We start from the raw sequence: 26,344 nt of genomic DNA on the forward strand, positions 1-26,344 counted from the left end.
CACGTCGTGCAAAATTTGGATCCGAGGTGGACGCCGGGCCAGGAGCCCTCATGGGCGGCCCGGGTGGGGTGGTGGCGGGCGGATAGGGTCGCCGGATGAGCAGCGGTGCGGGGAGTCTGGCGGAACGGCTGAGGTGGGCGCGCGAGCGCGCCTTCGTGGGGCGGCGGCGGGAACTCGCCCTGTTCCGCGACGCGTTGGCGGGGGCGGCGGGTGCTCCCGCGGTGCTCCACGTGCACGGCCCCGGCGGGGTCGGCAAGTCGACGTTGCTGCGCCGGTTCGCCGACGAGAGCCGTGACGCCGGGCGGCCCGTGGTGGAGGTGAACGGACGGCTGATCGATCCCTCGCCCGCCGGGTTCCGGGCGGAGGCCGGGGCGGTCGCCGCCGCGTCCGACGCCGTGCTGCTCATCGACGCGTTCGAGCACTGCCAGGGCCTGGAGGGCTGGCTGCGCGACCACTTCCTGCCCGGACTGCCCGGCCGGACCCTGGTGGTGCTCGCCGGGCGGGAGGGGCCCAGCCCCGCCTGGCGGGCCGACCTCGCCTGGAGCGAGGCGCTGGCCGTGGTGCCGCTGGCCGGCCTGGAGCCGGCGGAGGCGGAGCGGCTGCTGGAGCTGCGCGGGGTGGCGCCCGCGGTGCGGGAGCGGGTGCTCGGCTTCGCCGGCGGCCACCCGCTCGCCCTGAGCCTGGCCTCCGGCGTCGCCGCGCCCGGCCCGGCGGGGAGCGGGAGCAGCGCCGGGAACCCGGGCGGGGACGACGGCGGGAACGCGGGCTGGGCCCCGACCCCCGACGTGCTGACGGCGCTGCTGTCCCGGATGGTCGGCGAGGTGCCCGGCGCCGAGCACCGGCTCGCCCTGGAGGTCGCGGCGCACGCCATGACCACCACCGAGGGGCTGCTGCGGGCGGTGGTCGGGCCGCAGCGGGGCGCCGAGATGTTCACCTGGCTGCGCAGGCTGCCGGTCGCCGACTGGGCCCGGCAGGGCGTGTTCCTGCACGACCTCGCCAGCGACGCCGTCGACGCGGACCTGCGCTGGCGCGACCCCGAGGGGTACGAGGAGATGCACCGGCGCGTCGGCCACCACCTGCTGGAGCAGGCGCGCACCGCCGCCCCGGCCGAGGCGCTGGTGGCGATCCGCGAGCTCAGCTACCTCAAGCGGTACGGGCCGATGGGCCGGTACTTCCGCATGAGCCGGGAGGGCGACCACCACGAGGACGTCCTGCGGCCCGGGGACCACGACGCGGTGCGCCGGATGATCACCGAGACCGAGGGCCCGGAGTCCGCCGCGGTGGTGGAGTTCTGGCTGGAGCGGCAGCCGGAGGCGTTCTGGATGTACCGGGACTCCGCGACGGGCGAGCCGGTCGCCTTCATGACCTGGCTGCGGCTCGGCGGCGAGCCGGACCCCGAGGAGCTCGCCGCGGACCCGGTGCTGGCCCAGGCGTGGGAGCACACCCTGCGCACCGGCCCGCTGCGGCCGGGCGAGCACCTGCTGCTGGCCCGCTTCCTGATCCACCCGCCCGCGTACTACGAGATATCGCCGGTGCTGCACCTGATGCAGCTGCGCATCTGCGCCGACTGGATCCGCTCCGGGGCCCTGGCCTGGTCGTTCATCATCAGCCCGGTCCCGGAGCTGTGGGAGGCGCTGATGGAGCACCTGGGGCACGAGCGGGCCACCGCCCTGCCCTGGCCCAACGGGCACACCTACACGCTCTTCGCCTGCGACTGGCGGGTCACGCCCCTGTCGATCTGGTTCGACCGCACCCAGCCGGGCGCGCTGACCGAACCACCCTCCCGCCCGGCGGCCGACGCGGTGCCCGCCCCGCTGGCCCGCGCCGACTTCGACGCGGCGGTCCGCGCCGCCCTGCGCGACTGGCACCGCCCGGACGTCCTGGCCGCCGGTGCGCTGCGCACCGCCCGGATGGTCACGGGTCAGCCCGGGTACGCCGCCGAGCACACCGGGGAGATGCTGCGCGAGCTGCTGAGCGACGCCGTGGACGCCCTGCGCGCCGATCCGCGCGACGCCAAGCTGCACCGCGTGCTGGCCACCGCGTACTTCCACCGGGTGCCCAGCCACATGGTCGCCGCCGAGCGGCTGAGCCTGCCGTACAGCACCTACCGCAGGCACCTGCGGCGCGGCGTCGACAAGGTCTGCGACATCCTCTGGCAGCGGGAGACGGCCGGCGTCCCGATCCCCGCGCCGAGCGTCTGAGGCGGAGCCGAGCCCGCAGCGGGCCGGAACCGAGCCGGAAGTGAGCACCGAACGGCGGGCGGTGAGCGGGGAATGGACTGCCGGCCGAGCGGCGATCACGGCGAACGTGGCCCCACGACGAACCGATGTTCTCTCGAGGAGGCTTCCGATGCAGCGACGACCGGACGGACCGGACGCGGACGTGATCGTGATCGGCGCGGGACCCGTCGGCCTGGCGGCCGCGATGTCACTGGCTGGGCAGGGGCTGCGGGTCACCGTGCTGGAACGCGACGGACACGACCTGGGCCGGGGCCCGGATGTCGCGGAACGCGCGTGGGGGGACTGGCGCCGCCCCGGCGTGTCCCAGTTCCGGCAGCCGCACATCCTGCTGCCCGCCGGGACCGCGCTGCTGCGCGAACGGCTGCCCGAGGTCGCCGACGCGCTGGAGGCCGCGGGACCGCTGCGGCTCAACATCGCCGCCGCGGCACGGGAGTTGCCCGGCATGGACGGCCCGCGGCCCGGTGACGAGCGCTACGACACCCTCACCGCGCGCCGCCCGGTCCTGGACGCCGCCTTCGCCGCGGCGGCCGAGGCCGTGCCCGGGGTGGGTGTGCGGCGGGGTGTGGAGGTGACCGGTCTGCTCACCGGTCCCGCCGGTCCGGAGGGACGTCCCCGGGTGACCGGTGTGGTCACCCAGGACGGCGAGGAGCTGCGGGCCGCGCTGGTGGTGGACGCCGGCGGCCGGAACTCCCCGGTGCCCACGCTGCTCGCCCGGCTCGGCGGACCGCCGCCGGCCAGTGAACGGGCCGAGGCGGGCTTCGTCTACTACGCCCGCACCTACCGCGCCGCGGGCGGCGCCCCCGCCGCGCCCGTCTGGCCGCTCGTCCACCACGAGGGTCTGTCGACCATCGTGATCCCGGCCGACCACGACACCTGGTCCGTGGTCCTGGTCGTCTCCGGCCGCGACCACGCCCTCAAGGCCCTGCGCGAGCCGGCGGCCTGGGAGCGGGCCGCGCGGATCCTGCCCGAGCTGGACGGCCGGACCGGCGGGGAGCCGATCACCGCGCCGCAGGCCATGGCGGGCCTGCACAGCCGCATCCAGCACACGGTGGTCGACGGACGGCCGGTGGTGACCGGACTGGTGCCGGTCGGGGACGCCTGGGCGGCCACCGACCCGCAGTTCGGCCTCGGGCTGTCGATGGGGCTGACCCACGCGGTCGCCCTCGGCGACACGGTCGCCAAGACCGGGCTGTCCGACCCCCTCGACCTGGCCCTGCGCTTCGACGAGGTGACCGGGCGGACCCTCGCCCCGGTGTACGGGCGGCTGCGCGAGTGGGACCGGCACCGGATCGCCGAGATCGACGCCGCCGTCGCCGGCCGCCCCTACGAGACGGACGACGAGGCCTGGCACCTCACCAACGCCCTCGACGGCGTGAAGCTGAGGGACCCGGACGTGCTGCGGGCGATGACCGAGGTGGCGTGCATGCTCGACAGCCCGGAGAGCGCCTTCGCCGCGCCCGGCCTGGTCGAGCGGGCCCTCGCCCTGAACGGCGGCCCGGCCTGGACCTGGCCCGGCCCGGGCCGCGCCGAGGTGCTGGCCGCGGTCGAGGCGCGATAGCGGCGCACGCGGGCCCCTTCCCGGGCGGGGGCCCCTCCCCCACCGGCGCGGCGCCGGCCCGGGCGCTCGCACGGGGCCCGGGGGTTCAGGGAACCTGGCCGCCGGTCGTCCGCCGTGCTGCGACCAGGTCGAGGCACCGCTGCCGTTGCCCGGGGTCCGTGGCCAGTTCCACGCCGACGTGGGCGAGCGCGGTCGCGGCGTCGACGACGGCGCGGTCGGCTCCCGGCGAGTTCCCGTGGCGGGCGAAGGGCTCGGTGTGGTGGAGGGCTCCTCCGGTGTCGTAGCCGATGGTCGGGTGGAGGGCGGGCAGGACGTGGGAGACGTTGCCCATGTCGGTGGAGGCCATGACCTCGTTCCGTCGGTCGACGGGGTCGCGGCCGAGTGCGCGGGCCGCCCGGGTGTAGGCCGCGGTGAGGAACTCGTCCTGCCGCAGGTCCGCGAAGTCGGCGCCGTGCGGGGTGAGTTCGATTTCCGCGCCGGTGGCCAGGGCCGCCGCCTCCAGGCAGGCCCGTACCCGGCGGCGGGCGTGGGCCAGGTCCTCGAGGGTGCGGGCGCGCAGCTCGTAGCGGGCCCGGGCCGACTCGGGGATCACGTTGACCGCGTGGCCGGCCTCCAGGACGATGTCGTGGACCATGGTGCCCGGGGGCAACTGCTGGCGGAGCATGCCCACCGCGGCGTGGGCGAGGGTGATCGCGTCCAGGGCGTTGACGCCTTCCCAGGGGGCGAGCGCGGCGTGGGCCGGCCTGCCCCGGTAGACGACGTCCCAGGCGCCGATCGCCAGGGAGGACGCGCCGACGGAGTCCTCCGGTGCGGCGTGGGCCATGAGGGCGGCGGCCACGTCGTCGAAGACGCCGGCTTCCAGCAGCAGCGCCTTGCCGCCGATGTCCTCCTCGGCGGGCGTGCCGATGAGCTTCACGGTGATCCCGAGGAGGTCGGCGACGGCGGCGAGGCCCAGGGCGGCGCCGGCCGCGGCGGCGCCGTTGACGTTGTGTCCGCAGGCGTGGCCGATGCCGGGCAGCGCGTCGTACTCGGCGCACAGCGCCACCACCAGGTCGCCGGTGCCGTGGGTGGCGACGAAGGCGGTGGGCAGCCCGGCCACCGCGCGGGTGACCTGGAAGCCCGCCTCCTCGGCGAGGGAGGTGATCTTGGCGGCCGACCGGTGTTCCTTCAGGGCGGTCTCGGGCTCGGCGTGGAGGCTGTGGCTCAGCGCCACGAGGGCCCGGCGGTGGCCGCTGAGGCGGGTCAGGGCGGGGTGACGCCGCCCACGCGGCGTGTCAGTTCCCGGGCCGTCTGGGTCACGTGGTCGGCGATCCGCTGCCGTTCGGCGGCGTCGGCGGCGTCGCCGGGGAAGGTGACGGACACGCCGGCGATCGGGTGGGCGTGATGGTCCAGCACGGGGGCGGCGATGGAGGACAGGCCGGGGGTGACCTCGCTCTCCTCCGTCGCGTATCCGCGGCGGCGGGCCTGGACCAGCAGGCCGCGCAGGGCCGTCAGCGAGGAGGGGCCGACCCCGTGCCGCAGCACGAAGGCCGACCGGTCGGGGAAGATCGCCCGCACCTGGGCGGCGGGGAGCAGCGCCAGCACCGCCCGGCCGCTGGCCGTCAGGTGGGCCGGCAGTCGGACTCCGACCTCGCTGACCAGCGGCGCCCGGCCCGGGGCGCGCTCCTCGATGACGTAGATGACCTCCCGGCCGTGCAGCACGGCGAGGTTCGCGTTGTGCCCCGTGCGGTCGACGAGCGTGGCCAGCGGCGCCCGCGCCAGACGCTGGAGGGGTGCCTGCCGCTGGTACCCGGAGGCGAGTTCGAAGGCGCTGACGCCGAGGCCGTAGCGCCGTTCCTCCGGGAGGTGGACCACGAAGCCGCCCGCCACGAGGGTGTCGAGCAGGTGGTAGGTCGTGGAGCGCGGCAGGCCGACGTCGCGGCTGATGGCGGCGGCGGGGACGGGCGCCGCCTGCCGCGCCAGGTAGCGCAGCACGGCGAGGACCTGCGCGGCGGCCGGGACGATACCCATGGGGCGACAGTAGACCAGCGGCGTGGACCAGCGGTCACGCGGTCCTGGTGTCCGGGATCCCAGACGTTTCACCGGAAAAAATCTGGGATCCCAGACAACGGTCCCGCCGCGCCTGTCGATACCGGCCCGGACCTGCGGCTTCGATGGGATCATGACTGTTGTTGTCGGTGTCGGCGCGCTCTCTGCCGACGAAGTTGTGTCCGTTGCCCGTCTCGGCGCCCCGGTGGCCCTCGCCCCCGAGGCGCTGGAGGAGATCGCCCGCAGCCGGAAGGTGGTCCAGGCCCTCGCCGACGACGCCAAGCCACACTACGGCGTCTCCACCGGTTTCGGCGCGTTGGCGACCCGTCACATCCCCGTCGAGCTGCGCGCCCAGCTCCAGCGCAGCCTGGTGCGCTCGCACGCCGCGGGTTCCGGGCCCGAGGTGGAGCGCGAGGTCGTCCGCGCGTTGATGCTGCTGCGGCTGTCCACCCTCGCCACGGGCCGTACGGGTGTCAGGACGCAGACCGCGCAGGCGTACGCGGCGCTGCTCAACGCGGGCATCACCCCGGTCGTCCACGAGTACGGTTCGCTCGGCTGCTCGGGCGACCTGGCCCCGCTGGCGCACTGCGCGCTCGCCGTCATGGGCGAGGGCGAGGTCCGTACCGCCGACGGCGTGCGCAAGCCGGCCGCCGAGGCGCTCGCCGAGGCGGGCATCACCCCGGTCGTCCTGGAGGAGAAGGAGGGCCTGGCCCTCATCAACGGCACCGACGGCATGCTCGGCATGCTCGTCCTCGCCGCCCACGACCTGCGCCGCCTGCTGCGCACGGCCGACATCGCCGCCGCGATGAGCGTCGAGGGCCAGCTGGGCACCGACGCCGTGTTCGCCGCCGACCTGCAGGCGCTGCGCCCGCACCCCGGCCAGGCGGACAGTGCCGGGAACCTCCGCTCCCTGCTCGCCGGGTCGGCGATCCTGGCGAGCCACGCGGGTCCGGAGTGCGTCTACGTGCAGGACGCCTACTCGCTGCGGTGCACCCCGCAGGTCCACGGCACGGCCCGGGACACCCTGGCGCACGCGGAGCTGGTGGCCTCCCGTGAGCTGGCGAGCGCCGTCGACAACCCGGTCGTCACCGCCGACGGCCGGGTGGAGAGCAACGGCAACTTCCACGGCGCCCCGGTCGCCGCCGTGCTCGACTTCCTGGCCATCTCCGTCGCCGACGTCGCCTCCATCTCGGAGCGGCGGACGGACCGGTTCCTCGACCCCGCCCGCAACCGCGGTCTGAACGCCTTCCTCGCCGACGATCCGGGCGTGGACTCCGGGCACATGATCGCCCAGTACACGCAGGCCGCGATCGTCTCCGAGCTGAAGCGGCTCGCCGCGCCCGCCTCCGTCGACTCGATCCCCTCCAGCGCCATGCAGGAGGACCACGTGTCGATGGGCTGGTCGGCCGCGCGCAAGCTGCGCCGCGCCCTCGACGGGCTCGGCCGCGTACTCGCGGTCGAGATCGTCACCGCGGCCCGCGCCCTGGACCTGCGGGAGCCGCTGGCGCCGGCACCGGCCACGGCGGCGGTGCGGGACGCGCTGCGCGAGACGGTGGCCGGCCCCGGCACGGACCGGTGGCTCGCCCCCGAGATCGAGGCGACCGTCCAGTACGTCGCCTCGGGCCGCGCCGTGGCCGCCGCGGAGTCCACCACCGGCCCACTCCTCTGACCCCACTCCCCCGCCACCCCGGCCGCCGCCTCGGGGTCACGACCCCGGTACCGGCTCCCGGTCGCCGCCGCCCACCTCCTGACGCCTTCGCGTCGGATGGTGGGCCGGGCTTCGGGACGGGAGGGCGCCGTCGACGCGCCGGGGCGGGCCCTCCCGTTGCGGCGGGGGCCCGCCCCGGGGCCCCGTGATGGCCGGGCCCCGCGCCAACCCCCGTACAGGAGTACCGCATGGATCCGCACCACCGGACGAGCACGCTGATCACCGGCATCGGCTCGCTCGTCACCAACGACCCCGCCCTCGGGAAGGGCCCGCTCGGGCTGCTCACCGACGCCGCCCTGCTGATCGAGGGCGCCGACGTCGCCTGGGCCGGCCCCGCCGCCACCGCCCCGGCGGCCGACGAACGGGTGGACGTCGGCGGACGGGCCGTCATCCCCGGCTTCGTCGACTCCCACTCCCACCTGGTCTTCGCCGGGGACCGCACGGACGAGTTCTCCGCCCGCATGTCGGGGCGCCCCTACAGCGCGGGCGGCATCCGGACCACCGTCGAGGCCACCCGCGCCGCCGACGACGACCACCTGCACGCGGTGGTCGCGCGTCATGTGCGGGAGGCGCTCCGGCAGGGCACCACCACGCTGGAGACCAAGTCCGGCTACGGGCTGACCGTGGCGGACGAGGCACGCGCCGTGTCGATCGCCGCCGCCCACACCGACGAGGTCACCTACCTCGGCGCCCACCTGGTGCCCCCGGAGTACGCCGACGACCCGGGCGGCTACGTCGACCTGGTCACCGGCCCAATGCTGGACGCGTGCGCGCCGCACGCCCGCTGGGCTGACGTCTTCTGCGAGCAGGGCGCCTTCGACGGCGACCAGGCGCGGGCGGTCCTGACCGCGGCGGCGGCGCGCGGTCTCGTGCCGCGGGTGCACGCCAACCAGCTCTCCCACGGGCCGGGCGTCCAGCTCGCCGTCGAGCTGGGAGCGGCCTCGGCCGACCACTGCACCTTCCTCACCGACGCCGACGTCGACGCCCTCGCGCAGGGCCGGACCGTCGCGACCCTGCTGCCGGGTTCGGACTTCTCCACCCGCTCGCCGTACCCCGACGCCCGCAGGCTGCTCGACGCGGGCGCCACGGTGGCCCTCTCCCCCAACTGCAACCCCGGTTCCTCCTACACCAGTTCGATGGCCTTCTGCATCGCGCTGGCCGTCCGGGAGATGCGCATGACGCCCGACGAGGCCCTGTGGGCGGCGACGGCGGGCGGCGCCCGCGCACTGCGCCGTACCGATGTCGGCCGGCTGTCCCCCGGGGCGCGGGCCGACCTGGTGGTCCTGGAGGCGCCCTCCCACGTGCACCTGGCGTACCGCCCGGGGGTGCCGCTGGTCTCCGCCGTCCGCCGGGCCGGCCGCGCCTGCGCGGGGACGGCGTCCACCGCCGTGTGAGTGCCGCCGGAGGTCCGCCGCTGCCGAACGCCTCCCTCCCACCGCCCGTCAGGGCCGGGGAGGGAGGCGTTCGGCGTCGGCCCTCGGCGCCGCCGGTCCTCCGCGCGGGAACGCCGCGGCCGCCAGGCCGCGGCACTCGTCGCTCGCACGGCCTGGCGGCCTGTTCGGGGGGGGCGGGCCGTGCGGGCCCGCAGCAGGGGTCACGCCAAAGCGGTGGCCATCCGGTGGATCAGGCGGGCGCCGGCCCGGGCGGTGCGCCGGTCCACGTCGAACTCCGGGTTGAGTTCGGCGACGTCGCAGACCAGGAGCTTGCCGCTGGCGGCGACCCGGTGGCAGACCCGCTCCACGACCTCCATCGGCACCCCGTAGGCGGCGGGCGCGCTCACCCCGGGCGCGACCGCGGCGGGCAGCACGTCGAGGTCGACGCTCAGGTGCACGACGTCGCAGCTCGCGAGGAAGTCGTCGACGAACCTCTCGGCGCGGTCCAGGTCGGTCGCCCCGCAGTCGGTGTCCGGCAGCCAGCGGACGCCGAGCCGTTCCGCCGTGGCGAACAGCCGCCGGGTGTTGCTGGGCTGGCTGATCCCCAGCACCCGGTAGGTGAACTCCCGGCCGTGCCGGGCCTCGTCCCGCGCCATCTGCAGGAAGGGGGTGCCGGAGCTGGGCCGGTCGTCGTCGCGCAGGTCGAAGTGGGCGTCGAGGTTGAGCACCCCGAGCCGGGCGCCCTGGCGCAGCGCGCGGGTGCGCGCCAGCCCGAGGTAGCTGCCGTACGCCACCTCGTGGCCGCCCCCGAGCACCATCACCGGGTGGCCGCGGTCGACGAGTGCGGCGACCGCGTGTCCCAGGCGCTCCTGCCCCGTCTCCAGGGCGTCGTCGCCCTCTCCGGCGACCTCGACGTCACCGGCGTCGAGCGCCCGCAGCGGCTTCGGCAGGGCCATCGACGCCAGGGCGTGGCGCAGGGCCGCCGGGCCGTCGGCCGCGCCCGGCCGGCCCTTGTTGCGGCGTACGCCCTCGTCACTGCGGAAGCCGACGAAGGCGAGGTCGCCGGGGGCCGTCCCGCGGGGGTCGAGGTGGACGGCCCCGTGCCAGCGCAGGTCCTCGGCGCCGGGCCCGTCGTCCCGCCCGGTCCAGGGGGCGGCCGGCAGGTCCGTGGGGACAGGCGGGACGGGTGGGACGGGCCGGGTCTCCTGGCGCGGCTCGTGCCGCGTCGGCGCGGCGCTCACGCGGCACCGCCGTCGGTCTCCGTCATCGGGATGCGCACGCCGCGCTGCTCGGCCACCGAGGCGGCGTGCTCGTATCCGGCGTCGACGTGCCGGATGACGCCCATGCCGGGGTCGTTGGTGAGGACGCGGGCGAGCTTGCGGGCGGCGAGTTCGGTGCCGTCGGCGACGCAGACCTGGCCGGCGTGGATGGAGCGGCCCATGCCGACGCCGCCGCCGTGGTGGATGGAGACCCAGGAGGCGCCGGAGGCGGTGTTGACGAGGGCGTTGAGCAGCGGCCAGTCGGCGATGGCGTCGGAGCCGTCGAGCATCGCCTCGGTCTCGCGGTAGGGCGAGGCGACGGAGCCGGAGTCGAGGTGGTCGCGGCCGATGACGACGGGCGCGGACAGCTCGCCGGAGGCGACCATCTCGTTGAAGCGCAGGCCGGCGCGGTGCCGTTCGCCGTAGCCGAGCCAGCAGATGCGGGCGGGCAGGCCCTCGAAGGCCACGCGTTCGCCGGCCATCTTCAGCCAGCGGTGCAGGTGTTCGTTCTCCGGGAAGAGCTCCATGACGGCCTTGTCGGTGGCCTCGATGTCCTTCGGGTCGCCGGAGAGGGCGGCCCAGCGGAAGGGGCCGAGGCCTTCCTCGAACAGGGGCCGGATGTGGGCGGGCACGAAGCCGGGGAAGTCGAACGCCCGCCCGTAGCCGGCCTTGCGGGCCTCGTCGCGGATCGAGTTGCCGTAGTCGAAGACCTCGGCGCCGGCGTCGAGGAAGCCGACCATCGCCTCGACGTGCCGGGCCATGGAGGCGCGCGAGCGCTCGGTGAAGCCGGCCGGGTCCTTGCGGGCCTCCTCGTGCCAGTCCTCCACGCTCACGCCGACGGGGAGGTAGGCCAGCGGGTCGTGGGCGCTGGTCTGGTCGGTGACGATGTCGATGGGCGCGCCCCGCTCCAGCAGCTCGGGGAAGACCTCGGCGGCGTTGCCGAGCACGCCGATGGAGAGCGGCCTGCGGGCGTCGCGGGCCTCCACGGCGAGGCGGAGGGCGTGGTCGAGGTCGTCGGCGGCGACGTCGAGGTAGCGGTGGGCGATGCGGCGCTCGATGCGGCTCGGGTCGACGTCCACGCAGAGGGCCACGCCGTCGTTCATGGTGACGGCGAGCGGCTGGGCGCCGCCCATGCCGCCGAGACCGGCGGTGAGGGTGATCGTGCCGGCCAGGGTGCCGCCGAACTTCTTGCGGGCGACGGCGCCGAACGTCTCGTAGGTGCCCTGGAGGATGCCCTGGCTGCCGATGTAGATCCACGAGCCGGCGGTCATCTGGCCGTACATGGTGAGCCCGCGGGCCTCCAGGCTGCGGAACTCCTCCCAGTTGGCCCAGTCGCCGACCAGGTTGGAGTTGGCGAGGAGCACCCGCGGCGCCCACTCGTTGGTCCGCATCACGCCGACGGGCTTGCCCGACTGCACGAGCAGCGTCTCGTCGTCCTCGAGCGTCCTCAGCGTGCGGACGATGGCGTCGTACGCCTCCCGGTTCCGGGCAGCCTTTCCGGTGCCGCCGTAGACCACGAGGTCCTCGGGGTGCTCTGCGACCTCGGGGTCGAGGTTGTTCATGAGCATGCGCAGGGCGGCCTCCTGCTGCCAGCCCCGGCAGGTGAGTTCGGTGCCGCGCGGCGCGCGGACGACGCCGGGGGCCTCGGACGAGACGCTGGTCATGTGCACTCCTTGGGAGGGGTGGAGCGGTTGCTCCGCCATGACACGGCAGCGGCGGGCGCGGTACCAGCGTCGATCGCGCGGATTCTCGGATCCGAGACCGTTTCGCTTTTCGGCCCCGGCTCCGGCTCCGGCTGCGGTTCCCGCTCCGGCTGCGGCTGCGCCTGCGGCTGAGGTCCGGTCCCCGGTCCGGCCGGGTCTACGCGTCACCGGTCCGCGGGGCGTGGCCCGAGACGGCCGCGGTGAGCCGTGCGGCGCCCCGGCGGAGGGCGTCCCGGATCTCGTCCGTGTCGTGCCGGGCGTGGTGCAGGCGCCAGGTGGTGCTGATGGCCGTGATGGGCCGCTCGAGGTGGTCGAACGCCGCCACTCCCATCGAGCAGAACCCCCGGGTGACGAGTTCGATCTCCTGGGACCAGCCGCGCTCCCGCTCCTGGGCCAGTTCCTCCGTGAGGGCGGCCAGGGTGCGCGGACCCTTGCCGGTGCGGGTGGTGAGGTCGCCGGGCCGGGCGAAGAGCGCCCGGAGCTGCGCCGGGGAGGAGTGGGCGAGGATCGCGCGCCCGTTGGCGGTGAGGTGGGCCGGCAGGCGCACGCCGACGTCGGTGACGAGCGCGATGTCGATGTCGCCCGCCCGGCCCGCGGGCGGCCGCTCCTTGAGGAGGTAGACGGTCTCCGCGCCGTGGAGGATGCCCAGGTGCACGGTCTGCCCCAGGCGTCGGGCGAGCGTGCGCAGGACGGGCCGGGCGAGCCGCTCGAGGGGTTCGTGGCGCAGGTAGGCGGACCCCACTTCGAAGGAGGTGACCCCGAGCCCGTACGCCTGCTCCGACGGCACGTAGGTGACGAATCCGCGGTCGGCCAGCACCGTGAGGATGTGGTAGGCGGAGGACCGGGGAATGCCGAGGTCGCGGGCGAGCGTCGCCGCCGACACCAGCCCGGGACGCTCGGCGAGATGGACCAGCATGTCCAGGGCCCGCCCGACGGCGGGCGAGGCGCTGGACGACGTGCTCGTGGCCGCCTTGCGCTCACTCACCGGGCCGCTCCTCGCTCTTGACGCACGGGCGAGAAGTTACCGGACCGGAGGGGTGGGTTCCGTCCGCTCCCGCTCCGGCCTCACGCTCCGGGGACGAGTTCGTCGAGGGTTTCGGCGAGGAGTGCGGGGTCCTGGGCGGCTCGGCCGAGGGCGACTCCGTCCCAGTCGCCCTCCCGGCGGAGGTCGGTGTAGGTGCCGGGCACGACGGCTCCGCCGTAGAGGAAGCGGGTGTCGTGGCCCTGGGTGGCTTCGCGCAGTGCGCGCAGGACGTGGCCGGCGTGGGCGGGGTCAACGGCCTTGGCTCCGCCGATGGTCCAGGCGGGTTCGTAGAGGAACAGCAGGGGCCGCCCGGCCGGGACGGTGTCGGTGACGGTGCGGGCCTGGGCGGCGGTCAGTGCCGCCGCGTCGTGTGCGGGTGTGGGGTGGGTCTCCCCCACGCAGACGACGGGGGTGACGCCGGCGTGGCTGGCGGCGGCTGCCTTCCGGGCGACGAGTTCGTCGCTCTCGCCGAAGAGGGCGCGGCGTTCGGCGTGTCCGGCCATGGTGTGGGTGCAGCCGATCTCGGCGAGGAGGGAGGGGCTCACCTCGCCGGTAACGGCGCCGGCTTCCAGCCACACGTCCTGGGCGGCGACGGTGATGCCGCTCAGGCGCAGGCGTTCCCGGGCCGGGTGGAGCACCGGGTGCGGGAGGCAGGCGAAGAACGACAGGGCTGCCAAACGCTGCGCGTTCGGCAGCAGGAGCGTGTCGATCCAGTCGAGGGTCTGGGCCAGGCCGAGGTTCATCTTGGTGCTGGTGAAGCTGATCGGTGCGGAGGGTCCGGGCATGGGCGGCCGCCTTCCGGTGAGTCGGGTGTCATTCGAGGTTGGTGTGGCGGGCGTACATCTCGGTGGGGTCGATGTCGTGGGTGCGCTGGATGGCCAGGGTGAGGCAGTCGAAGAAGACGAGGGCGCCCTGTTCGAAGAGGGTGCCGACGAACTGCGTCGACGCGTCGGGTTCGAAGTCCTGGCTGTACTCGGCGAGATGGACGCGGATGTCGGCGAGCCGGGCCAGCGGGGAGTCGAGGTTCGCGGTCACGGCGGCGATGCGGGCGCCGGCCCGCCGTGCGGCTTCGGCGCGCTGGACGACGGTCGGGGTGTGTCCCGATCCGCTGCAGGCCACCAGGAGGTCGCCCTCGGTGATCGCCGGGCAGGTCACGTCACTGGCCACGTGGGCGGTCAGGCCCAGGTGCATCAGCCGCATGGCGAAGGCGTCGACGGCGAGTTTGGACCTGCCCGCTCCCAGCACCATGACGCGCCGGGCGTCGAACAGGGCGTCCGCGAGTTCCATGGCCTGGGTCTCCGAGGCGCGGGTGAGCAGGGCCTCGATCTCCCGCAGGACCGTGCGGCGGGCCGCCGCCAGGGAGCCGTCCACGCCGACCGTCAGCGGCGCGGGAGGGGGCGGCGGAGTGTTCTGGTCGACCATCCTCGGTCCTTTCGTGCATCGGGTCGTGCAGCGGGCCGGATTACCAGGTGTCGTGATGGAGGACGGTGTCGAGTCCGCGGCGGGGCGCCGCGCGGAAGGTGTCCCCGGTGGGATGCGCGACGGCCAACAGGGCCGCCTGGGTGACCCCTTCGGGCAGGCCGAGGATCTCCCCCGCCTCCCGCGCCCGGGTCAGGTGCAGCGTGGTCACCGCGCTGACCAGCGACTGCGCGCGCAGGGCCAGCATCAGGCTCCAGACGGCCGGCCAGATCGACCCGTAGTAGACCGAGTGGGCGGCGTGGTCCGCGGGCGGCGGATATCCCAACTGGTCGAAGAGGCCGACGTAGTGGCCGGGCCCGGTCTCGAGGCAGGGCACGATCAGCACGGGCACCTGGTCGAGGACGTCCGCCAGGTGCAGGGAGGCCGCCAGCACGCCCGGGTCGACGGAGCCGTCCTCCGCCCGGTGGGCCATGGCCTTCAGGTAGGGCTGCGCGGCCTCGCGGTAGCAGCGGGCGAGCGCGGCGCGTCGGTCGGGGGCGGTGACGACGATCCAGTGCCACGGCTGGTCGTTCGACCCGTTGGGCGCCTGGAGGGCCACCTGGAGCGCCGTGTGGACGAGGCCGAGGTCGACGGGCCGGTGGACGTCCAGCCGGCGCCGCACGGAGCGGGTGGTCTGCAGGATCCGCAGCACGGCGTCCCGGTCGGCGGCCGGTACCCGGCTGGGCATGGTGGGTTCGGGCATGACGCGTCCTTCGGGGGTCGGCGGCGACGGGGTACGGGGACCGACGTCAGACCGACGTGATCTCCAGGATCACCGTGCTGTAGATGCTCTGGACGGTGCCCAGGCCGAGGGTGCACTGGAGGACCTGGGTCGCGGGACCGGTCTGGGTCAGGAGCACGGTGTCGCCCTGGAACAGGCCGGAGGTGACGGTCCCGGTGATGACGACCTGCAGCAGCGCACCGACCACGGTGGTGTTGAAGTTCGCCGACACGGTGCTGGTCTGCCCGGTGTTCCAGGTGATGCCGATCGTCATGCTGCCACCGGCCAGGAGGTCGAGGCAGGACCGTTCCCGGGGCTGGTTGACGACCGTGGCCGTCCCGGAGGTGATGCCCGGCTCCGACAGCGAGACACAGGGCCCGAACTGGTAGGAGATGGAGGACTGGGAGGTCTGCGGCGTGTTGGTCAGCGGCGGGCTGTAGCTGGAGACCGCGCTGCTCGGCGGGGTGCAGGTGACGTCGAGCAGGCCGGCGGAGGAACTCGCGGCCGCGCCGGCCGGTGCCGCGGTCAGCAGGGCGCCCGCCAGCAGGCAGGCCGCCGAGAGCAGCCTGACGGGCCTGCTGCAGAGGAGGCTTCGGGTACGTGAGGTGGGGCTGGGAGACATGCCTGGTCCCTTTCCGTGCGTGATGCGCCGAGGGCCGGGGGCCGGTGAGGGCTCGCGACGGCTGCCGTGCACACGAGGCTGCTCCTCGCGGGGTGCGACGGACAAGGGTGTGCGGGGACGCCGATGGTGTGAACGGAACGCCCCCGCGCGCGACGGGAGTTGGCCACCGCGCGCGGGTGCTCGGGCTTGCCCGTGACCGGGTCGCGCGAGACCGCCGGCCCGGGCCGCCTTCGGCCACCACGCCCGCTCCCCCGGCAGCGCGGTCCAAGTCCTCCCCGGCGGGGTGACGGTGCCGCGCGGTGGCGACCGGTCGGACGGCGTCCCGTCCCAGGGGCGGTCGGGTGAATCGCCTGGCACCGGGGGTCGTCCGGCGACGAGACTGCACCGGTGAACGCCCTGCCTGCGCCGCCCGAGCGCCCGCCGCTGCCGGTCCCGGACCCCCGCTCCCGCCATCTCGCGCTCGATTACGCGGACATGCACGACCTGGTCGCCGGCCTGGTCCTGCCCGGTCACGCCTCGATGTGCGTCATGAGCGCGCTGGAGACCTCCCGTGAGCTGATCCGGCACTCCTCCTACCGGTACGAGTTCGCCACCGTCGCCGTGACGCACTCCCTGGTCGCCCTGGAGCACGTCCTGGCGGAGCGACTGGGCGCGGGGGACCCGCTCCCGGTCCTCGTCGAGCGGGCCGTCGGAGCGGGGCTCGTCCCGGCCGGGACCGCCGCCGAGCTCGACCGCGGCCTGCGGCTGCGCGACAACCTCACGCGGGGCGCCGTGTCGAGCGGCGCCCTCCCCCCGCTCGGGGCCCTCGCCGTCGTGCGTGCCGTCTTCGACGCCGTCTCCCTGCTCCTCCCGCCGCCGTCCACGGCCGGGGCGGCGGCCTTCGACGGGGGCGGAGCGCATCCCGGCGGCGACCTCGGCCGGCTGAGCGAGGAGCACCGGCGCGCCCCGTTCCCCGACGGCTTCCGCGGCGTGAGCATCGCCGACGTGGAGCTCGTCCTCCTGGACGCCGACACCGCCGGCCTCGTGCTGACGGAGCTGGAACGCGCACTCGACGGCGACGGCGTCGCCTCGCTCTGGCGCTGCGTCGCCGACCTCGACAGGGTCCTGCCGCTGATCGGCGAGGAGTACTGCGCCTCCTACTTCGCGAGACTGCGGACCATGGCCCGTCTCGCCGCGGCGCGCCACCTGCCGACCGCGACCTGACCGCCCGTCTCCGTCCCCTCTCCGTCCTGTCCCCTCTCCGTCCCGTCCCTCCTCAGCGGGCGTCGATGATCATGAGGGCGGTGTGGAGGGAGGTGCGTGAGGCGGGGTCGTCCAGGGAGACGCCGAGGATGCGCTCGACGGCGTGGAGCCTGCTGTAGAGGGTGGGGCGGCTGAGCCCGGTCAGCCGGGCCGTGCGGGTCTTGCTGCCGCCGCCGTCGAGGTGGGTGCGGAGCAGGTCCAGGAGGCTGTCGCCGGTGCGGACGTCGTGGTCGAGGAGGGCGCCCAGTTCGGTCTGGGCGAACCGCTGCACGCGGTGGTCCTCGCGGAGCAGGGCGACGAGTCCGCGCAGGCGCACGTCGGTGGAGCGGTAGAGCCGGTTCGTCTCCGGCATGGCGAGGCCCACTTCGGCGACGTGTTCGGCTTCGGCGATGCCGCGCGCCGCGGTGACCAGGCCGGCCGAGGCCGCCGCGGTGCCGGCGGCCCAGGTCTCCGCCTCGGCCTTGCCGGCGAGCCGTTCGCCCAGTCCGGAGCAGATGGCGCGCAGCACCCGGTCCGCTCCGTTCGCCGGGCAGGAGACGACGGCCGACACGGTTCCCTCGCGGCGGACGGCGAAGATCGCGCCGGCGCCGGCCGCGGCGACGGCCTGGCGCAGGGAGGCGAGCAGCCGCCGGTCGGACTCGCCCTGGGCCAGGACGCCGGTGTCGGCCGGACGTGGGACGCGGACGCAGAGCGGGGCGTAGGCGCTGTTGGGGCGCAGTCCCAGGGAGGTGGCCCTGGCGAGGGCTTCGGTCTCCTCGCGGATCCTGCCGTGGACGAGGTCGTCGAGGAGTCCTCCGAGGGCCTGGACGACGAGGGCTTCGCGTTCCTGCTGGATCATGCGGTGCAGCTGGAGGGACTGGGCGGCGCGTTCGAGGACGGCGCGGGCCCGGGGGTGGGCGGGGCCGTGGCCGGGCATGACCAGGCGTCCCCATTCCTCGGAGCCGACGCCGACGGGGACGGCCGTCCACGACGGGCCGGGTTCGGGGGCGCCGTCCGCCGGGGTGTGGAGGCGGGAGCGTTCGGCCCACTGGTGGAGGAGCCCGGCGGTGGAGGTGTCGAGGGCGCAGAAGGCGAGGACGTGGCGGCTGAGGTCCTCCAGGACCAGGGAGGCGCCGAGCGTCTGCGCGGCCTTGGTGACGATGTCGGTGGTGGAGGCCCGGGCGAGGTTGAGCGAGGTGAAGACCTCGTGCGTGGTGCGGGCGAACTCGACCTCCTCGTACTGCTCCGCCACGATCAGCCGGTGGACCTGCTGGGTGACCTCGATGAAGCGTGTCCTGGCCGCCAGGGTCACCACGGGGAACGCCAGGGAGCGGGCCAGGGGGGCCAGGCAGTCGGGTGCCGCGTCCAGGAAGGTGCCCAGTTCGACGACGAGTCCGGCGACGTCCTGCTCGGCGAGCATGCCCAGGTACGCCTCGACGGCGCGGGCGTCGCCGGTCAGGGGAGCGCCGGTGGTCAGGACGAGTTCGCCGCCCTCCAGGAGGTCCGTCAGGTCCGTCAGGTCGCTGACGTGCACCCAGCGGACCGGGCGGTCGAGGTGGGCGTGACCGCCGACGACGGTCGGCCGCCCCCTGGCCAGGGCGGAGAGCTGGAGGACTTCCCGGACGGTGGGCTGCATCGACACAGTGTAAAGATCCTCCGTCGCTGCTGTACAGACTGTCTGCTCCGTGGGCTGGGAGGCTGCTCGCGGGCCGGCCGCCGCGCTCCGCCGCGGCCGGGCCCGCCAGCTCGTGCGCGACCGGAACAAGGTGAGGGATCAGTGGTGACGACGGACCTGCAGCGCGTCGGACATTGGGTGGACAACAAGCCGTTCGCCGGAAGCGGCGGGCGCACGGCGCCGGTGACGAACCCGGCGACCGGGGCGGTGACCCGCGAGGTGGCGCTGGCGGACGTGGCGGACGCCCGGGCCGCCGTCGAGGCCGCCGCGGCGGCGTTCCCGGCCTGGCGGGACACCTCGCTGGCCAGGCGGACCTCGGTCGTCTTCCGGTTCCGGGAGCTGCTCAACGCGCGCAAGGAGGAGCTGGCGGCGATCATCACCGCCGAGCACGGCAAGGTGCTCTCCGACGCGCTGGGCGAGGTCGCCCGGGGCCAGGAGGTGGTGGAGTTCGCCTGCGGCATGCCCCACCTGCTCAAGGGCGCGTTCAGCGAGAACGTGTCGACGGGGGTGGACGTGCACTCGGTGCGCCGGCCGCTGGGCGTCGTCGCGGTCATCGCTCCGTTCAACTTCCCGGCCATGGTGCCGATGTGGTTCTTCCCCATCGCCATCGCGGCCGGCAACACCGTGGTGCTGAAGCCGAGCGAGAAGGCGCCGTCGGCGGCGCTGTGGCTGGCCGAGCTGTGGGCCGAGGCGGGTCTGCCCGCGGGCGTCTTCAACGTGCTGCAGGGCGACAAGCCGGCCGTGGACGAGCTGCTGTCGAACCGGGCGGTGAAGGCCGTGAGCTTCGTCGGGTCCACGCCGATCGCCCAGTACGTGTACGCGACGGCCACCGCGCACGGCAAGCGGGTGCAGGCGCTCGGCGGCGCGAAGAACCACGCCGTGGTGCTACCCGACGCGGACCTGGACACGGCGGCGGACGCGCTGGTCTCCGCCGGTTTCGGCTCCGCGGGCGAGCGCTGCATGGCCGTCTCCGCGGTGGTGGCGGTCGGCGGCGTCGGCGACGCGCTGGTGGCGAAGATCGCGGAGCGGGCGCGCGCGCTGCGCACCGGGGACGGCACCCGGGGCTGCGACATGGGGCCGCTGGTCACCGCCGCGCACCGGGACCGTGTCGCCGGGTACGTCGACCGCGCCGAGGCGGAGGGCGCGACCCTCGTGGTGGACGGCCGCGAGGTCGCCGCGGACGGCGAGGCGGACGGCTTCTGGCTGGGGCCGACGGTCGTCGACCACGTCACCACCGACATGTCGTGCTACACCGACGAGATCTTCGGCCCCGTCCTGTCGGTGCTCCGGGTGGACACCTACGACGAGGCCCTGGACCTGGTGAACGCCAACCCGTTCGGCAACGGCACGGCGCTCTTCACCAACGACGGCGGTGCGGCCCGGAGGTTCAACAACGAGGTGGAGGTGGGCATGGTGGGCATCAACGTGCCCATCCCGGTGCCCACGGCGTACTACAGCTTCGGCGGCTGGAAGAACTCCCTGTTCGGCGACAGCCACGCGCACGGCACCGAGGGCGTCCACTTCTTCACCCGGGGCAAGGTCGTCACCACCCGCTGGCGGACCCCCGCCGAGGGCGGCGTCGACCTCGGCTTCCCGCAGAACGTCTGAGAGGACGACCGTCATGACCGAAGTTCCCGCCGAGTCCCTGCTCGACGCCGCCGCCCGGACCTACGAGCTCGACCGCCGGCACGTCTTCCACTCCTGGTCGGCACAGGCCGAGATCACCCCGATGGTGATCACCCGCGCCGAGGGCTCCTACGTCTGGGACGGCGCCGGCAACCGCCTGCTGGACTTCTCCTCCCAGCTGGTGAACACCAACATCGGCCACCAGCACCCCGACGTGGTCGAGGCGATCGTCGAGCAGGCCCGCACGCTGGCCACGGTCGCCCCCCAGCACGCCAACGACCGGCGTTCCGAGGCCGCCCGGCTGATCAGCGAGCACACCCCGGGCGACCTGAACCGGATCTTCTTCACCAACGGCGGCGCCGACGCCAACGAGCACGCCGTGCGCATGGCCCGGCTGAGCACCGGCCGTCCCAAGGTCCTCACCCGCTACCGCTCGTACCACGGCGGGACCGAGACCGCGATCAACCTGACCGGCGACCCCCGGCGCTGGGCCAACGACAAGGGGGACGCGGGCGTCGTCCACTTCTTCGGCCCGTACCTGTACCGCAGCCACTTCCACGCCTCCTCCGAGGCCGAGGAGTGCGAGCGGGCCCTCGCCCACCTGGAGCAGGTCATCGAGCTGGAGGGGCCGCAGACCGTGGCGGCGGTCCTGCTGGAGTCGATCCCCGGCACGGCCGGCATCATGCTGCCGCCGCCGGGCTACCTCGCCGGGGTGCGGGCGCTGTGCGACCGGTACGGCATCGTCCTGATCCTCGACGAGGTGATGACCGGGTTCGGGCGTGCGGGCAGCTGGTTCGTCGCCGAGGACGAGGGGGTGGTCCCGGACCTGCTGACCTTCGCCAAGGGGGTCAACTCAGGGTACGTGCCGCTCGGCGGCGTCGCGATCGGGGAGCGGATCGCGGACCACTTCGCGCACCGCCCGTACCCCGGTGGTCTGACGTACTCGGGGCATCCGCTGGCCTGCGCGGCGGCCGTCGCGGCGATCACCGTGATGGAGCGGGACGGCGTCGTGGACAACGCCCGCCGGGTCGGCGAGGAGGTCCTCGGCCCGGGTCTGGCCGCGCTCGCCGCACGGCACCGCTGTGTCGGGGAGGTGCGGGGCCGGGGCGTGTTCTGGGCGGTGGAGCTGGTCGCCGACCAGGTGACCAGGGAGCCCGTGGCGCCGACCGGGGGCGGCAGCCCGGTGATGGCGGAGGCCGTCCGCGCCTGCAAGGAGCTGGGCATGCTGCCGTTCACCAACTCCAACCGGATCCACATGGTCCCGCCGTGCACCGTCACCGACGACGAGGCGCGGGAGGGCCTGCGCATCCTCGGCGAGGTCCTCGGCCGGATCGACGACCTGCTGGCCAAGGGCGACGGCTGACCCTCGTCCTCGCGGGCCCGCGGGCACCCCGGCCTCCGGGGTGCCCGCGGCGTCGCGTCCGCACGCATCCTTCCTTCGGTACCGACGAGCTGGAGAACTGACGGCAATGCAGATCGACGCAGACCACTTCATCGCGGGGCGCCGCCGCCCCGGTACGTCCGGCGAGCGGTTCGCGGTGACGAGTCCCGCCACCGGCGAGGTCCTGGCGTCCGGCGTCCTGGCCGGCCCCGAGGACGTGGACGAGGCGGTCGCCGCGGCCCGGGAGGCGTTCCCCGCCTGGTCGCGGGCCACGCCCGCCGAACGGTCCGAGGCGCTGTCGCGCTGGGCGGACCGGGTGCGGGCGCGCGAGGAGGAGTTCGCCGCCGTCGAAAGCCGGATGTGCGGCAAGCCGATCCGGCTGACCCGGGGTTTCGACGTGCCGGGCACGATCGACAACATCCGCTTCTTCGCCGGGGCCGCCCGCAACCTGGAGGGCCGTGCCTCGGCCGAGTACTCCGCCGAGCACACCTCCTCGATCCGGCGTGAACCGCTGGGTGTGGTCGGCTCGGTGGCGCCGTGGAACTACCCCCTGCAGATGGCGGCGTGGAAGCTGCTGCCGGCGGTCGCGGCCGGGAACACCGTCGTGCTGAAGCCGTCCGAGCTGACCCCGCTGACCTCGCTGATGTTCGCGGAGGCGGCGCGGGAGGCCGGCATCCCCGACGGCGTGATCAACGTCGTCACCGGCACGGGCCCGGTCGCCGGGCAGGCGCTGGTCGGTCATCCGGACGTCGCGATGGTGTCGTTCACCGGCTCCACCGCGGTGGGCCGGCGGATCGCGGCGCAGGCCGCCGGGACGGTCAAGCGGGTCCACCTGGAGCTGGGCGGCAAGGCCCCGTTCATCGTCTTCGACGACGCCGACCTGGAGGCCGCCGCCCGGGGCGCCGTCGCCGGCAGCCTCATCAACGCCGGCCAGGACTGCACGGCCGCCACCCGGGCCTACGTCCAGGGTCCGCTGTACGACCGGTTCGTGGAGCGGGTCGCCGAGCTGATGGACCAGGTCCGTCTCGGCCCGGTGGACGATCCGGCCACGGACATGGGCTCGCTGATCTCGTCCCGGCAGCGCGACCGGGTCGCCGGGATGGTCGACGCCGCCCGTGCGGCGGGTGCGACGGTGGTCCGCGGAGGCCGGGCTCCCGGTGGCGGCCTGGCGGGTGGCGCGTACTACGAGCCCACGCTGGTCACCGGTGCGGCGCAGGACTCCGCGATCGTGCAGCAGGAGGTCTTCGGGCCCGTCCTCGTCTGCCTGCCGTTCGGCTCCGACGACGACGGCATCCGGCTCGCCAACGACACGCCGTACGGGCTGGCCGCGTCCGCGTGGACCACCGACGTCTTCAGGGCGGGCCGCGCCACCCGTGAGATCCAGGCGGGCTGCGTGTGGGTCAACGACCACATCCCGATCGTCAGCGAGATGCCGCACGGCGGCTTCAAGGCGTCCGGCTTCGGCAAGGACATGTCGGTCTACTCCTTCGACGAGTACACAAACGTCAAGCACGTCATGTCCGAGAACACCGGTGCCGCCCACAAGTCCTGGCACGACATCGTCTTCACCGGCCGGTGACGGCGCCGCGCTCCCGGGTGCGGGGCCGGGGCGCCCGGCCCGGGAGCGGGCGGTGGGTCACAGGCTGATGTCGACGTGCTGGACGTCGGTGAACTCCACCGCCAGCCCCTGGGCGCGCCGGTCGTTGTCGCGGAAGTACATCCGGCCGAGGCCCTCGGCGGCGATCTCGCGGAGCCGGTTCTCGTCGGCGCCCTGGTCCCGGGCCGCGAACAGCCGGTCCGCGAACTCCGGCGGCAGCGCCTGCGTGATGTCGCGGATCCGGGCGTCGTCGGTGGTGCCCGGAGCCGCGGTGAAGCCGAACCGGGCGCGGGTGGAGACGACCAGGCCGTCGGTGGAGGCGGCCCTCTCCTTGGCCCGGGCGCGGATCTGCGGCTGCCACCGCTTCCTGACCTCGCGTTCCATGCGCTCGCGCAGGGCGGCGCGGGGCCGCTTCAGCTGCCCCTTGACGTAGCGCTCCACGGTGCGCTGGGAGACGCCGAGGGCCCGGGCGACGGCGGCGGTGCCCTTGAGCTGCTTGACCAGGTACCGCATCTGCGCCGGGGCGCTCCGCGGGACGGGGCGCGTGAACGCCGCCTCCAGCGCACGGTCCAGGCCGTCCCCGATCGAGTCCACCGGCGGTTACTCCCCTTCTCCCGCGTTCCGGTCCGTCTTGACGAGGTTGGCGATGTTGAAGACGCCGCCGTGCTCCTCGAACTGCTGCTCCGCCCACAGCACGGTCTCGGTGCCCTGGTGCTTGACCATGCCGGGCGAGACGCCGAGCCGGAAGGTGCCCGGGACCGGCCTGCCGTCGGGGGTGCGGGGCAGGAAGTCGAGGGGGGACGGTCCGGGCGAGGGGTAGACGAGGGCGTCCGTGCCGATGGCGACGGGGTAGACGCCGGCGGTGGCGGCGGTCTTCATCATCTTGCGGTGCATGCTCACCCGTACCCCGGCCAGCACGGCGGCCCGGATGTCCGGACGCCACGTCGGACGCTCCAGGGCCGGCCAGGGCTCGTAGTAGGGCACCTGGCCGCGGTTGCGCTGCCGCAGCTTGCCGATGCCGCCCTTCGCGGTGGCCTTGACCGCCTTCAGCACGAGGGCCAGCGCCGGGTCGGCGTCCCGGGAGCGGGCCATGGCGTCGAGGAACTCCTGGCCCCCGAGGTCCGTGGTGACGCCGAGGTCGGCCATCGTCGACACGTAGGCGTCCCGCAGGCGCTTGTACCAGGGGTCGAGGTAGCGGCCGGTGCGGGTGCGGACGTACGCCTCGAGGGGCGCGACGTCGAAGCCGAGTTCCCGGGCGTAGGCGACGGTGGGGGTGGCGTACCAGGCCGGGCCGGTGGGGCGGTCGCCGGTCGGCGTGAACGGGGACGGCAGCCGGTCCGCGTCGACGGTGCGGCCGTCGACCTGGACGCGGCCGAGGTCGACGTGGGAGAGGTCGACCAGCCAGGAGCCGGGGAGCGCCGGGTCGAACGGGGGGTTGCCGGTGAGGTGGGTGGGTCCGTCCAGGCCGACGGTGAGGCCGTTCGCGGCGGCGGCGAACGCCATGTTGACGTCGATGGCGACCAGGTACGGACGCATGCACTCGTCGTCGGTGAGCGGCCGGCACCAGTTGTACGGCTCCTCCATCAGCATCTCGGCCGGGGTGCGCTGGTGGTGCCGGGGGAACCTGCCCCTGAGGACCGGGTGCTCGTCGGGGACCTCGCACTCGACCACGTCGTACCGGCGGGTGAGCGCGTCGTCGTTGAACGCCTGCCGGAACTCGCCGGTCGCCGGGTCCTTCTCCGCACGGGTCGGGGGGCGCAGTGCCGTCATCAACTCCAGGCCGGTGACGGCCGTGGTGCCGCGCGGGGTCATCACCCGCTCGGCGTAGGTGCCGAGGAAGCGGGCCAGGTCCGCGGCGTGCATGGCGGGGAGGCGGGGGTCGTGCCGGTCGTCCCACTCCTCGGCGGGCAGCGCGCCCCAGGCGGGGACGGCGAGTTGTACGCAGCGGCGCCGGGAGCCCTCCGGCTCGCGGTAGACCCGCGTCCACGCCCCGAAGCCGCGCTGGGTGAGGTGCAGACCGGCCCGGGCGATCTGCTTGACCACCTTGTGGCCGGCGGGGAGGCGGCCGGCGCGTCGTTCCTCCGGCGAGAGCTCGGCGGGCAGGCCGTAGCGCTCGAGGGCGGCGGGGGCGAGGACGAGGACGGGGTCGGCGTCACGGCCGTGGCGGTGCAGGCGCGGCTGGCCGAGCCGGGCCTCGGTCAGTGTCCAGTCCACCAGGGCCGGGAGGGACTTGGCGGGCACGTCCAGGACCAGGCCGCCGACGCAGTACGCGACGACGCGGCCGTCGTCGTCGACGTCCACGACGGCCAGCGGTCCGTTCTCGAACCGAGGGTCCACGGCGGTCGCGTCCGCCTTCTGCGCCGCCCCCCGCGCCACCGGCCTCGCCGCCTTCTGCGCCGCCTCGCGCGCCGCGGGCCGCCGCCCGGCCACCGAGGCCCCGCCGCTCCCCGCCCGCGCGGGCGGGGCCGGGGCCGGGGTCGAGGCCGAGGCGGGAGCCGGGGCCGAACCCCGGGCGGGGCCTCGGACCGTGGCGGGGGCGGAACCCTGGGCGGGGTCGAGGACCGGGGCGGGAGCCGGGGTCGAAGCCGTGACCGGGGCGGGGTCCAGGACCGGGGTGGGGGGCGCCGGGGCCGGAACCGGGGCGGGGGCAGGCGGGGCCGGAACCGGGGTGGGAGCCGCCGGGGCCGGAACCGGAGTGGGGGCAGGCGGGGTTGCCGGCTGCGGCGGGGTCTGGGCAGGGCCGGGGGGCGTCTCGGCCTCGGCGCCGGGGGTGGGGAAGCGTTCGGCCAGGCGTTCCAGCAGCCGGGCGTACGCGGCCCGCTGCGGCGGCCGCGGCTCGTTCCGCCCGGACTCCCAGCTCGCGACGGTCTCGCGGCGCGTGTTCAGCGCCGCCGCGACCTGAGCCTGGCTCAGCCCGGCCGCCTCGCGCAGCCTCTTCCGCTCGGCGGGGGCCGGGAGGTCGTTCTGGGCGACCTGTTCCAGGAGCGCGTCCACCGCGCTGAACAACTGGTCCTCAGTGGACACGGACCTCACCTCCGGCGGCCACCCTACCCCAGTCCAACATCGAACCGCTCTTTCCTTCTCGCACGGATCTCACACGGAGAATGCGCCCTGGCGGAATGGGCAACGAGCGCTCGACGCATGATCTCT

At 74.8% G+C, this 26,344-nt stretch carries 20 protein-coding genes; 8 read left to right on the plus strand and 12 right to left on the minus strand.

The genetic code is table 11. The features are described from left to right. Positions 1 to 95 precede the first annotated feature (95 nt). Both ACWD3O_RS19800 and ACWD3O_RS19805 read left to right on the plus strand, forming a co-directional pair. Complete coding sequence (locus tag ACWD3O_RS19800; protein WP_451416768.1) at positions 96 to 2,201, plus strand: AAA family ATPase; 2,106 nt, start codon at positions 96 to 98, stop codon at positions 2,199 to 2,201. Positions 2,202 to 2,349: 148 nt separating this feature from the next. Beyond that, positions 2,350 to 3,798, plus strand: a complete 1,449-nt coding sequence (locus tag ACWD3O_RS19805) for an FAD-dependent oxidoreductase (RefSeq protein WP_451416769.1) — start codon at positions 2,350 to 2,352, stop codon at positions 3,796 to 3,798. An 85-nt stretch (positions 3,799 to 3,883) separates the two neighbouring features. Here the strand turns inward: ACWD3O_RS19805 and ACWD3O_RS19810 are convergent, their stop codons facing one another. Both ACWD3O_RS19810 and ACWD3O_RS19815 read right to left on the minus strand, forming a co-directional pair. Then, positions 3,884 to 5,011 carry an amidohydrolase gene (locus ACWD3O_RS19810; RefSeq protein WP_451416770.1) on the minus strand — a complete coding sequence of 376 codons (1,128 nt, stop codon included), beginning with the start codon at positions 5,009 to 5,011 and terminating at the stop codon, positions 3,884 to 3,886. A gap of 29 nt (positions 5,012 to 5,040) precedes the next feature. Next, on the minus strand, positions 5,041 to 5,808 hold the full coding sequence (locus tag ACWD3O_RS19815; protein ID WP_451412131.1) for an IclR family transcriptional regulator: 768 nt from the start codon (positions 5,806 to 5,808) through the stop codon (positions 5,041 to 5,043). A 151-nt stretch (positions 5,809 to 5,959) separates the two neighbouring features. Between ACWD3O_RS19815 and hutH the strand changes: the two genes are divergently transcribed. Both hutH and hutI read left to right on the plus strand, forming a co-directional pair. Then, positions 5,960 to 7,495, plus strand: a complete 1,536-nt coding sequence (gene hutH, locus ACWD3O_RS19820) for a histidine ammonia-lyase (RefSeq protein ID WP_451416771.1) — start codon at positions 5,960 to 5,962, stop codon at positions 7,493 to 7,495. A gap of 227 nt (positions 7,496 to 7,722) precedes the next feature. After that, positions 7,723 to 8,928 (plus strand): imidazolonepropionase, encoded by a 1,206-nt coding sequence (gene hutI, locus ACWD3O_RS19825; protein WP_451416772.1) that lies wholly within the window; start codon positions 7,723 to 7,725, stop codon positions 8,926 to 8,928. Positions 8,929 to 9,128: 200 nt separating this feature from the next. Here the strand turns inward: hutI and hutG are convergent, their stop codons facing one another. The 7 genes from hutG to ACWD3O_RS19860 form a co-directional block, all read right to left on the minus strand. Further along, a complete protein-coding gene (gene hutG / locus ACWD3O_RS19830; protein WP_451412134.1) occupies positions 9,129 to 10,148 on the minus strand; it encodes a formimidoylglutamase in 1,020 nt (339 codons plus the stop codon). Next, positions 10,145 to 11,830 carry a urocanate hydratase gene (gene hutU, locus ACWD3O_RS19835; RefSeq protein ID WP_451416773.1) on the minus strand — a complete coding sequence of 562 codons (1,686 nt, stop codon included), beginning with the start codon at positions 11,828 to 11,830 and terminating at the stop codon, positions 10,145 to 10,147. Before hutU ends, hutG begins: the two co-directional genes overlap by 4 nt. 196 nt (positions 11,831 to 12,026) lie before the next feature. Then, positions 12,027 to 12,854: an IclR family transcriptional regulator gene (locus ACWD3O_RS19840; protein ID WP_451416774.1), complete on the minus strand. Its 828-nt coding sequence runs from the start codon at positions 12,852 to 12,854 to the stop codon at positions 12,027 to 12,029. A gap of 80 nt (positions 12,855 to 12,934) precedes the next feature. Next, positions 12,935 to 13,678: a triose-phosphate isomerase gene (locus tag ACWD3O_RS19845; protein ID WP_451416775.1), complete on the minus strand. Its 744-nt coding sequence runs from the start codon at positions 13,676 to 13,678 to the stop codon at positions 12,935 to 12,937. Positions 13,679 to 13,706: 28 nt separating this feature from the next. Continuing rightward, a complete protein-coding gene (hxlB, locus tag ACWD3O_RS19850) occupies positions 13,707 to 14,315 on the minus strand; it encodes a 6-phospho-3-hexuloisomerase (RefSeq protein ID WP_451412138.1) in 609 nt (202 codons plus the stop codon). Positions 14,316 to 14,355: 40 nt separating this feature from the next. Beyond that, complete coding sequence (locus tag ACWD3O_RS19855) at positions 14,356 to 15,054, minus strand: nitroreductase family protein (protein WP_451416776.1); 699 nt, start codon at positions 15,052 to 15,054, stop codon at positions 14,356 to 14,358. 46 nt (positions 15,055 to 15,100) lie between these two features. Beyond that, positions 15,101 to 15,694 carry a hypothetical protein gene (locus ACWD3O_RS19860; protein WP_451416777.1) on the minus strand — a complete coding sequence of 198 codons (594 nt, stop codon included), beginning with the start codon at positions 15,692 to 15,694 and terminating at the stop codon, positions 15,101 to 15,103. A gap of 387 nt (positions 15,695 to 16,081) precedes the next feature. Here ACWD3O_RS19860 and ACWD3O_RS19865 point away from each other — a divergent pair, with 387 nt between their 5' ends. Further along, on the plus strand, positions 16,082 to 16,897 hold the full coding sequence (locus ACWD3O_RS19865; protein ID WP_451416778.1) for a hypothetical protein: 816 nt from the start codon (positions 16,082 to 16,084) through the stop codon (positions 16,895 to 16,897). 52 nt (positions 16,898 to 16,949) lie between these two features. Here the strand turns inward: ACWD3O_RS19865 and ACWD3O_RS19870 are convergent, their stop codons facing one another. Next, on the minus strand, positions 16,950 to 18,551 hold the full coding sequence (locus ACWD3O_RS19870) for a PucR family transcriptional regulator (RefSeq protein ID WP_451412142.1): 1,602 nt from the start codon (positions 18,549 to 18,551) through the stop codon (positions 16,950 to 16,952). A gap of 141 nt (positions 18,552 to 18,692) precedes the next feature. On the opposite strand from ACWD3O_RS19870, the gene ACWD3O_RS19875 reads away from it, so the two are divergent. The 3 genes from ACWD3O_RS19875 to ACWD3O_RS19885 all read left to right on the plus strand — a co-directional run bounded on the left by ACWD3O_RS19875 (position 18,693) and on the right by ACWD3O_RS19885 (position 23,176). Next, positions 18,693 to 20,198, plus strand: coding sequence for a CoA-acylating methylmalonate-semialdehyde dehydrogenase (locus ACWD3O_RS19875; protein WP_451412143.1), 1,506 nt, complete (start codon positions 18,693 to 18,695; stop codon positions 20,196 to 20,198). Positions 20,199 to 20,211: 13 nt separating this feature from the next. After that, a complete protein-coding gene (locus ACWD3O_RS19880) occupies positions 20,212 to 21,579 on the plus strand; it encodes an aminotransferase class III-fold pyridoxal phosphate-dependent enzyme (protein WP_451412144.1) in 1,368 nt (455 codons plus the stop codon). A gap of 106 nt (positions 21,580 to 21,685) precedes the next feature. Continuing rightward, a complete protein-coding gene (locus tag ACWD3O_RS19885) occupies positions 21,686 to 23,176 on the plus strand; it encodes a gamma-aminobutyraldehyde dehydrogenase (protein ID WP_451416779.1) in 1,491 nt (496 codons plus the stop codon). Positions 23,177 to 23,233: 57 nt separating this feature from the next. Here the strand turns inward: ACWD3O_RS19885 and tpg are convergent, their stop codons facing one another. Together tpg and tap are read right to left on the minus strand one after the other, a co-directional pair. Then, positions 23,234 to 23,788 (minus strand): telomere-protecting terminal protein Tpg, encoded by a 555-nt coding sequence (gene tpg / locus ACWD3O_RS19890; protein WP_451416780.1) that lies wholly within the window; start codon positions 23,786 to 23,788, stop codon positions 23,234 to 23,236. A 6-nt stretch (positions 23,789 to 23,794) separates the two neighbouring features. Further along, a complete protein-coding gene (gene tap / locus ACWD3O_RS19895) occupies positions 23,795 to 26,218 on the minus strand; it encodes a telomere-associated protein Tap (protein WP_451416781.1) in 2,424 nt (807 codons plus the stop codon). Between the last annotated feature and the right edge of the window lie 126 nt (positions 26,219 to 26,344).

The sequence above is a fragment of the Streptomyces sp. NPDC002640 genome (assembly GCF_053592575.1).

Excerpts from the sequence above, each read along its gene's own strand:
- ACWD3O_RS19800 (WP_451416768.1), top strand. The coding sequence starts at position 96 with ATGAGCAGCGGTGCGGGGAGTCTGGCGGAACGGCTGAGGTGGGCGCGC.
- ACWD3O_RS19805 (WP_451416769.1), top strand. The coding sequence starts at position 2,350 with ATGCAGCGACGACCGGACGGACCGGACGCGGACGTGATCGTGATCGGC.
- ACWD3O_RS19815 (WP_451412131.1), bottom strand. The coding sequence starts at position 5,808 with ATGGGTATCGTCCCGGCCGCCGCGCAGGTCCTCGCCGTGCTGCGCTAC.
- hutH (WP_451416771.1), top strand. The coding sequence starts at position 5,960 with ATGACTGTTGTTGTCGGTGTCGGCGCGCTCTCTGCCGACGAAGTTGTG.
- hutI (WP_451416772.1), top strand. The coding sequence starts at position 7,723 with ATGGATCCGCACCACCGGACGAGCACGCTGATCACCGGCATCGGCTCG.
- hutU (WP_451416773.1), bottom strand. The coding sequence starts at position 11,830 with ATGACCAGCGTCTCGTCCGAGGCCCCCGGCGTCGTCCGCGCGCCGCGC.
- ACWD3O_RS19845 (WP_451416775.1), bottom strand. The coding sequence starts at position 13,678 with ATGCCCGGACCCTCCGCACCGATCAGCTTCACCAGCACCAAGATGAAC.
- hxlB (WP_451412138.1), bottom strand. The coding sequence starts at position 14,315 with ATGGTCGACCAGAACACTCCGCCGCCCCCTCCCGCGCCGCTGACGGTC.
- ACWD3O_RS19855 (WP_451416776.1), bottom strand. The coding sequence starts at position 15,054 with ATGCCCGAACCCACCATGCCCAGCCGGGTACCGGCCGCCGACCGGGAC.
- ACWD3O_RS19860 (WP_451416777.1), bottom strand. The coding sequence starts at position 15,694 with ATGTCTCCCAGCCCCACCTCACGTACCCGAAGCCTCCTCTGCAGCAGG.
- ACWD3O_RS19870 (WP_451412142.1), bottom strand. The coding sequence starts at position 18,551 with ATGCAGCCCACCGTCCGGGAAGTCCTCCAGCTCTCCGCCCTGGCCAGG.
- ACWD3O_RS19880 (WP_451412144.1), top strand. The coding sequence starts at position 20,212 with ATGACCGAAGTTCCCGCCGAGTCCCTGCTCGACGCCGCCGCCCGGACC.
- ACWD3O_RS19885 (WP_451416779.1), top strand. The coding sequence starts at position 21,686 with ATGCAGATCGACGCAGACCACTTCATCGCGGGGCGCCGCCGCCCCGGT.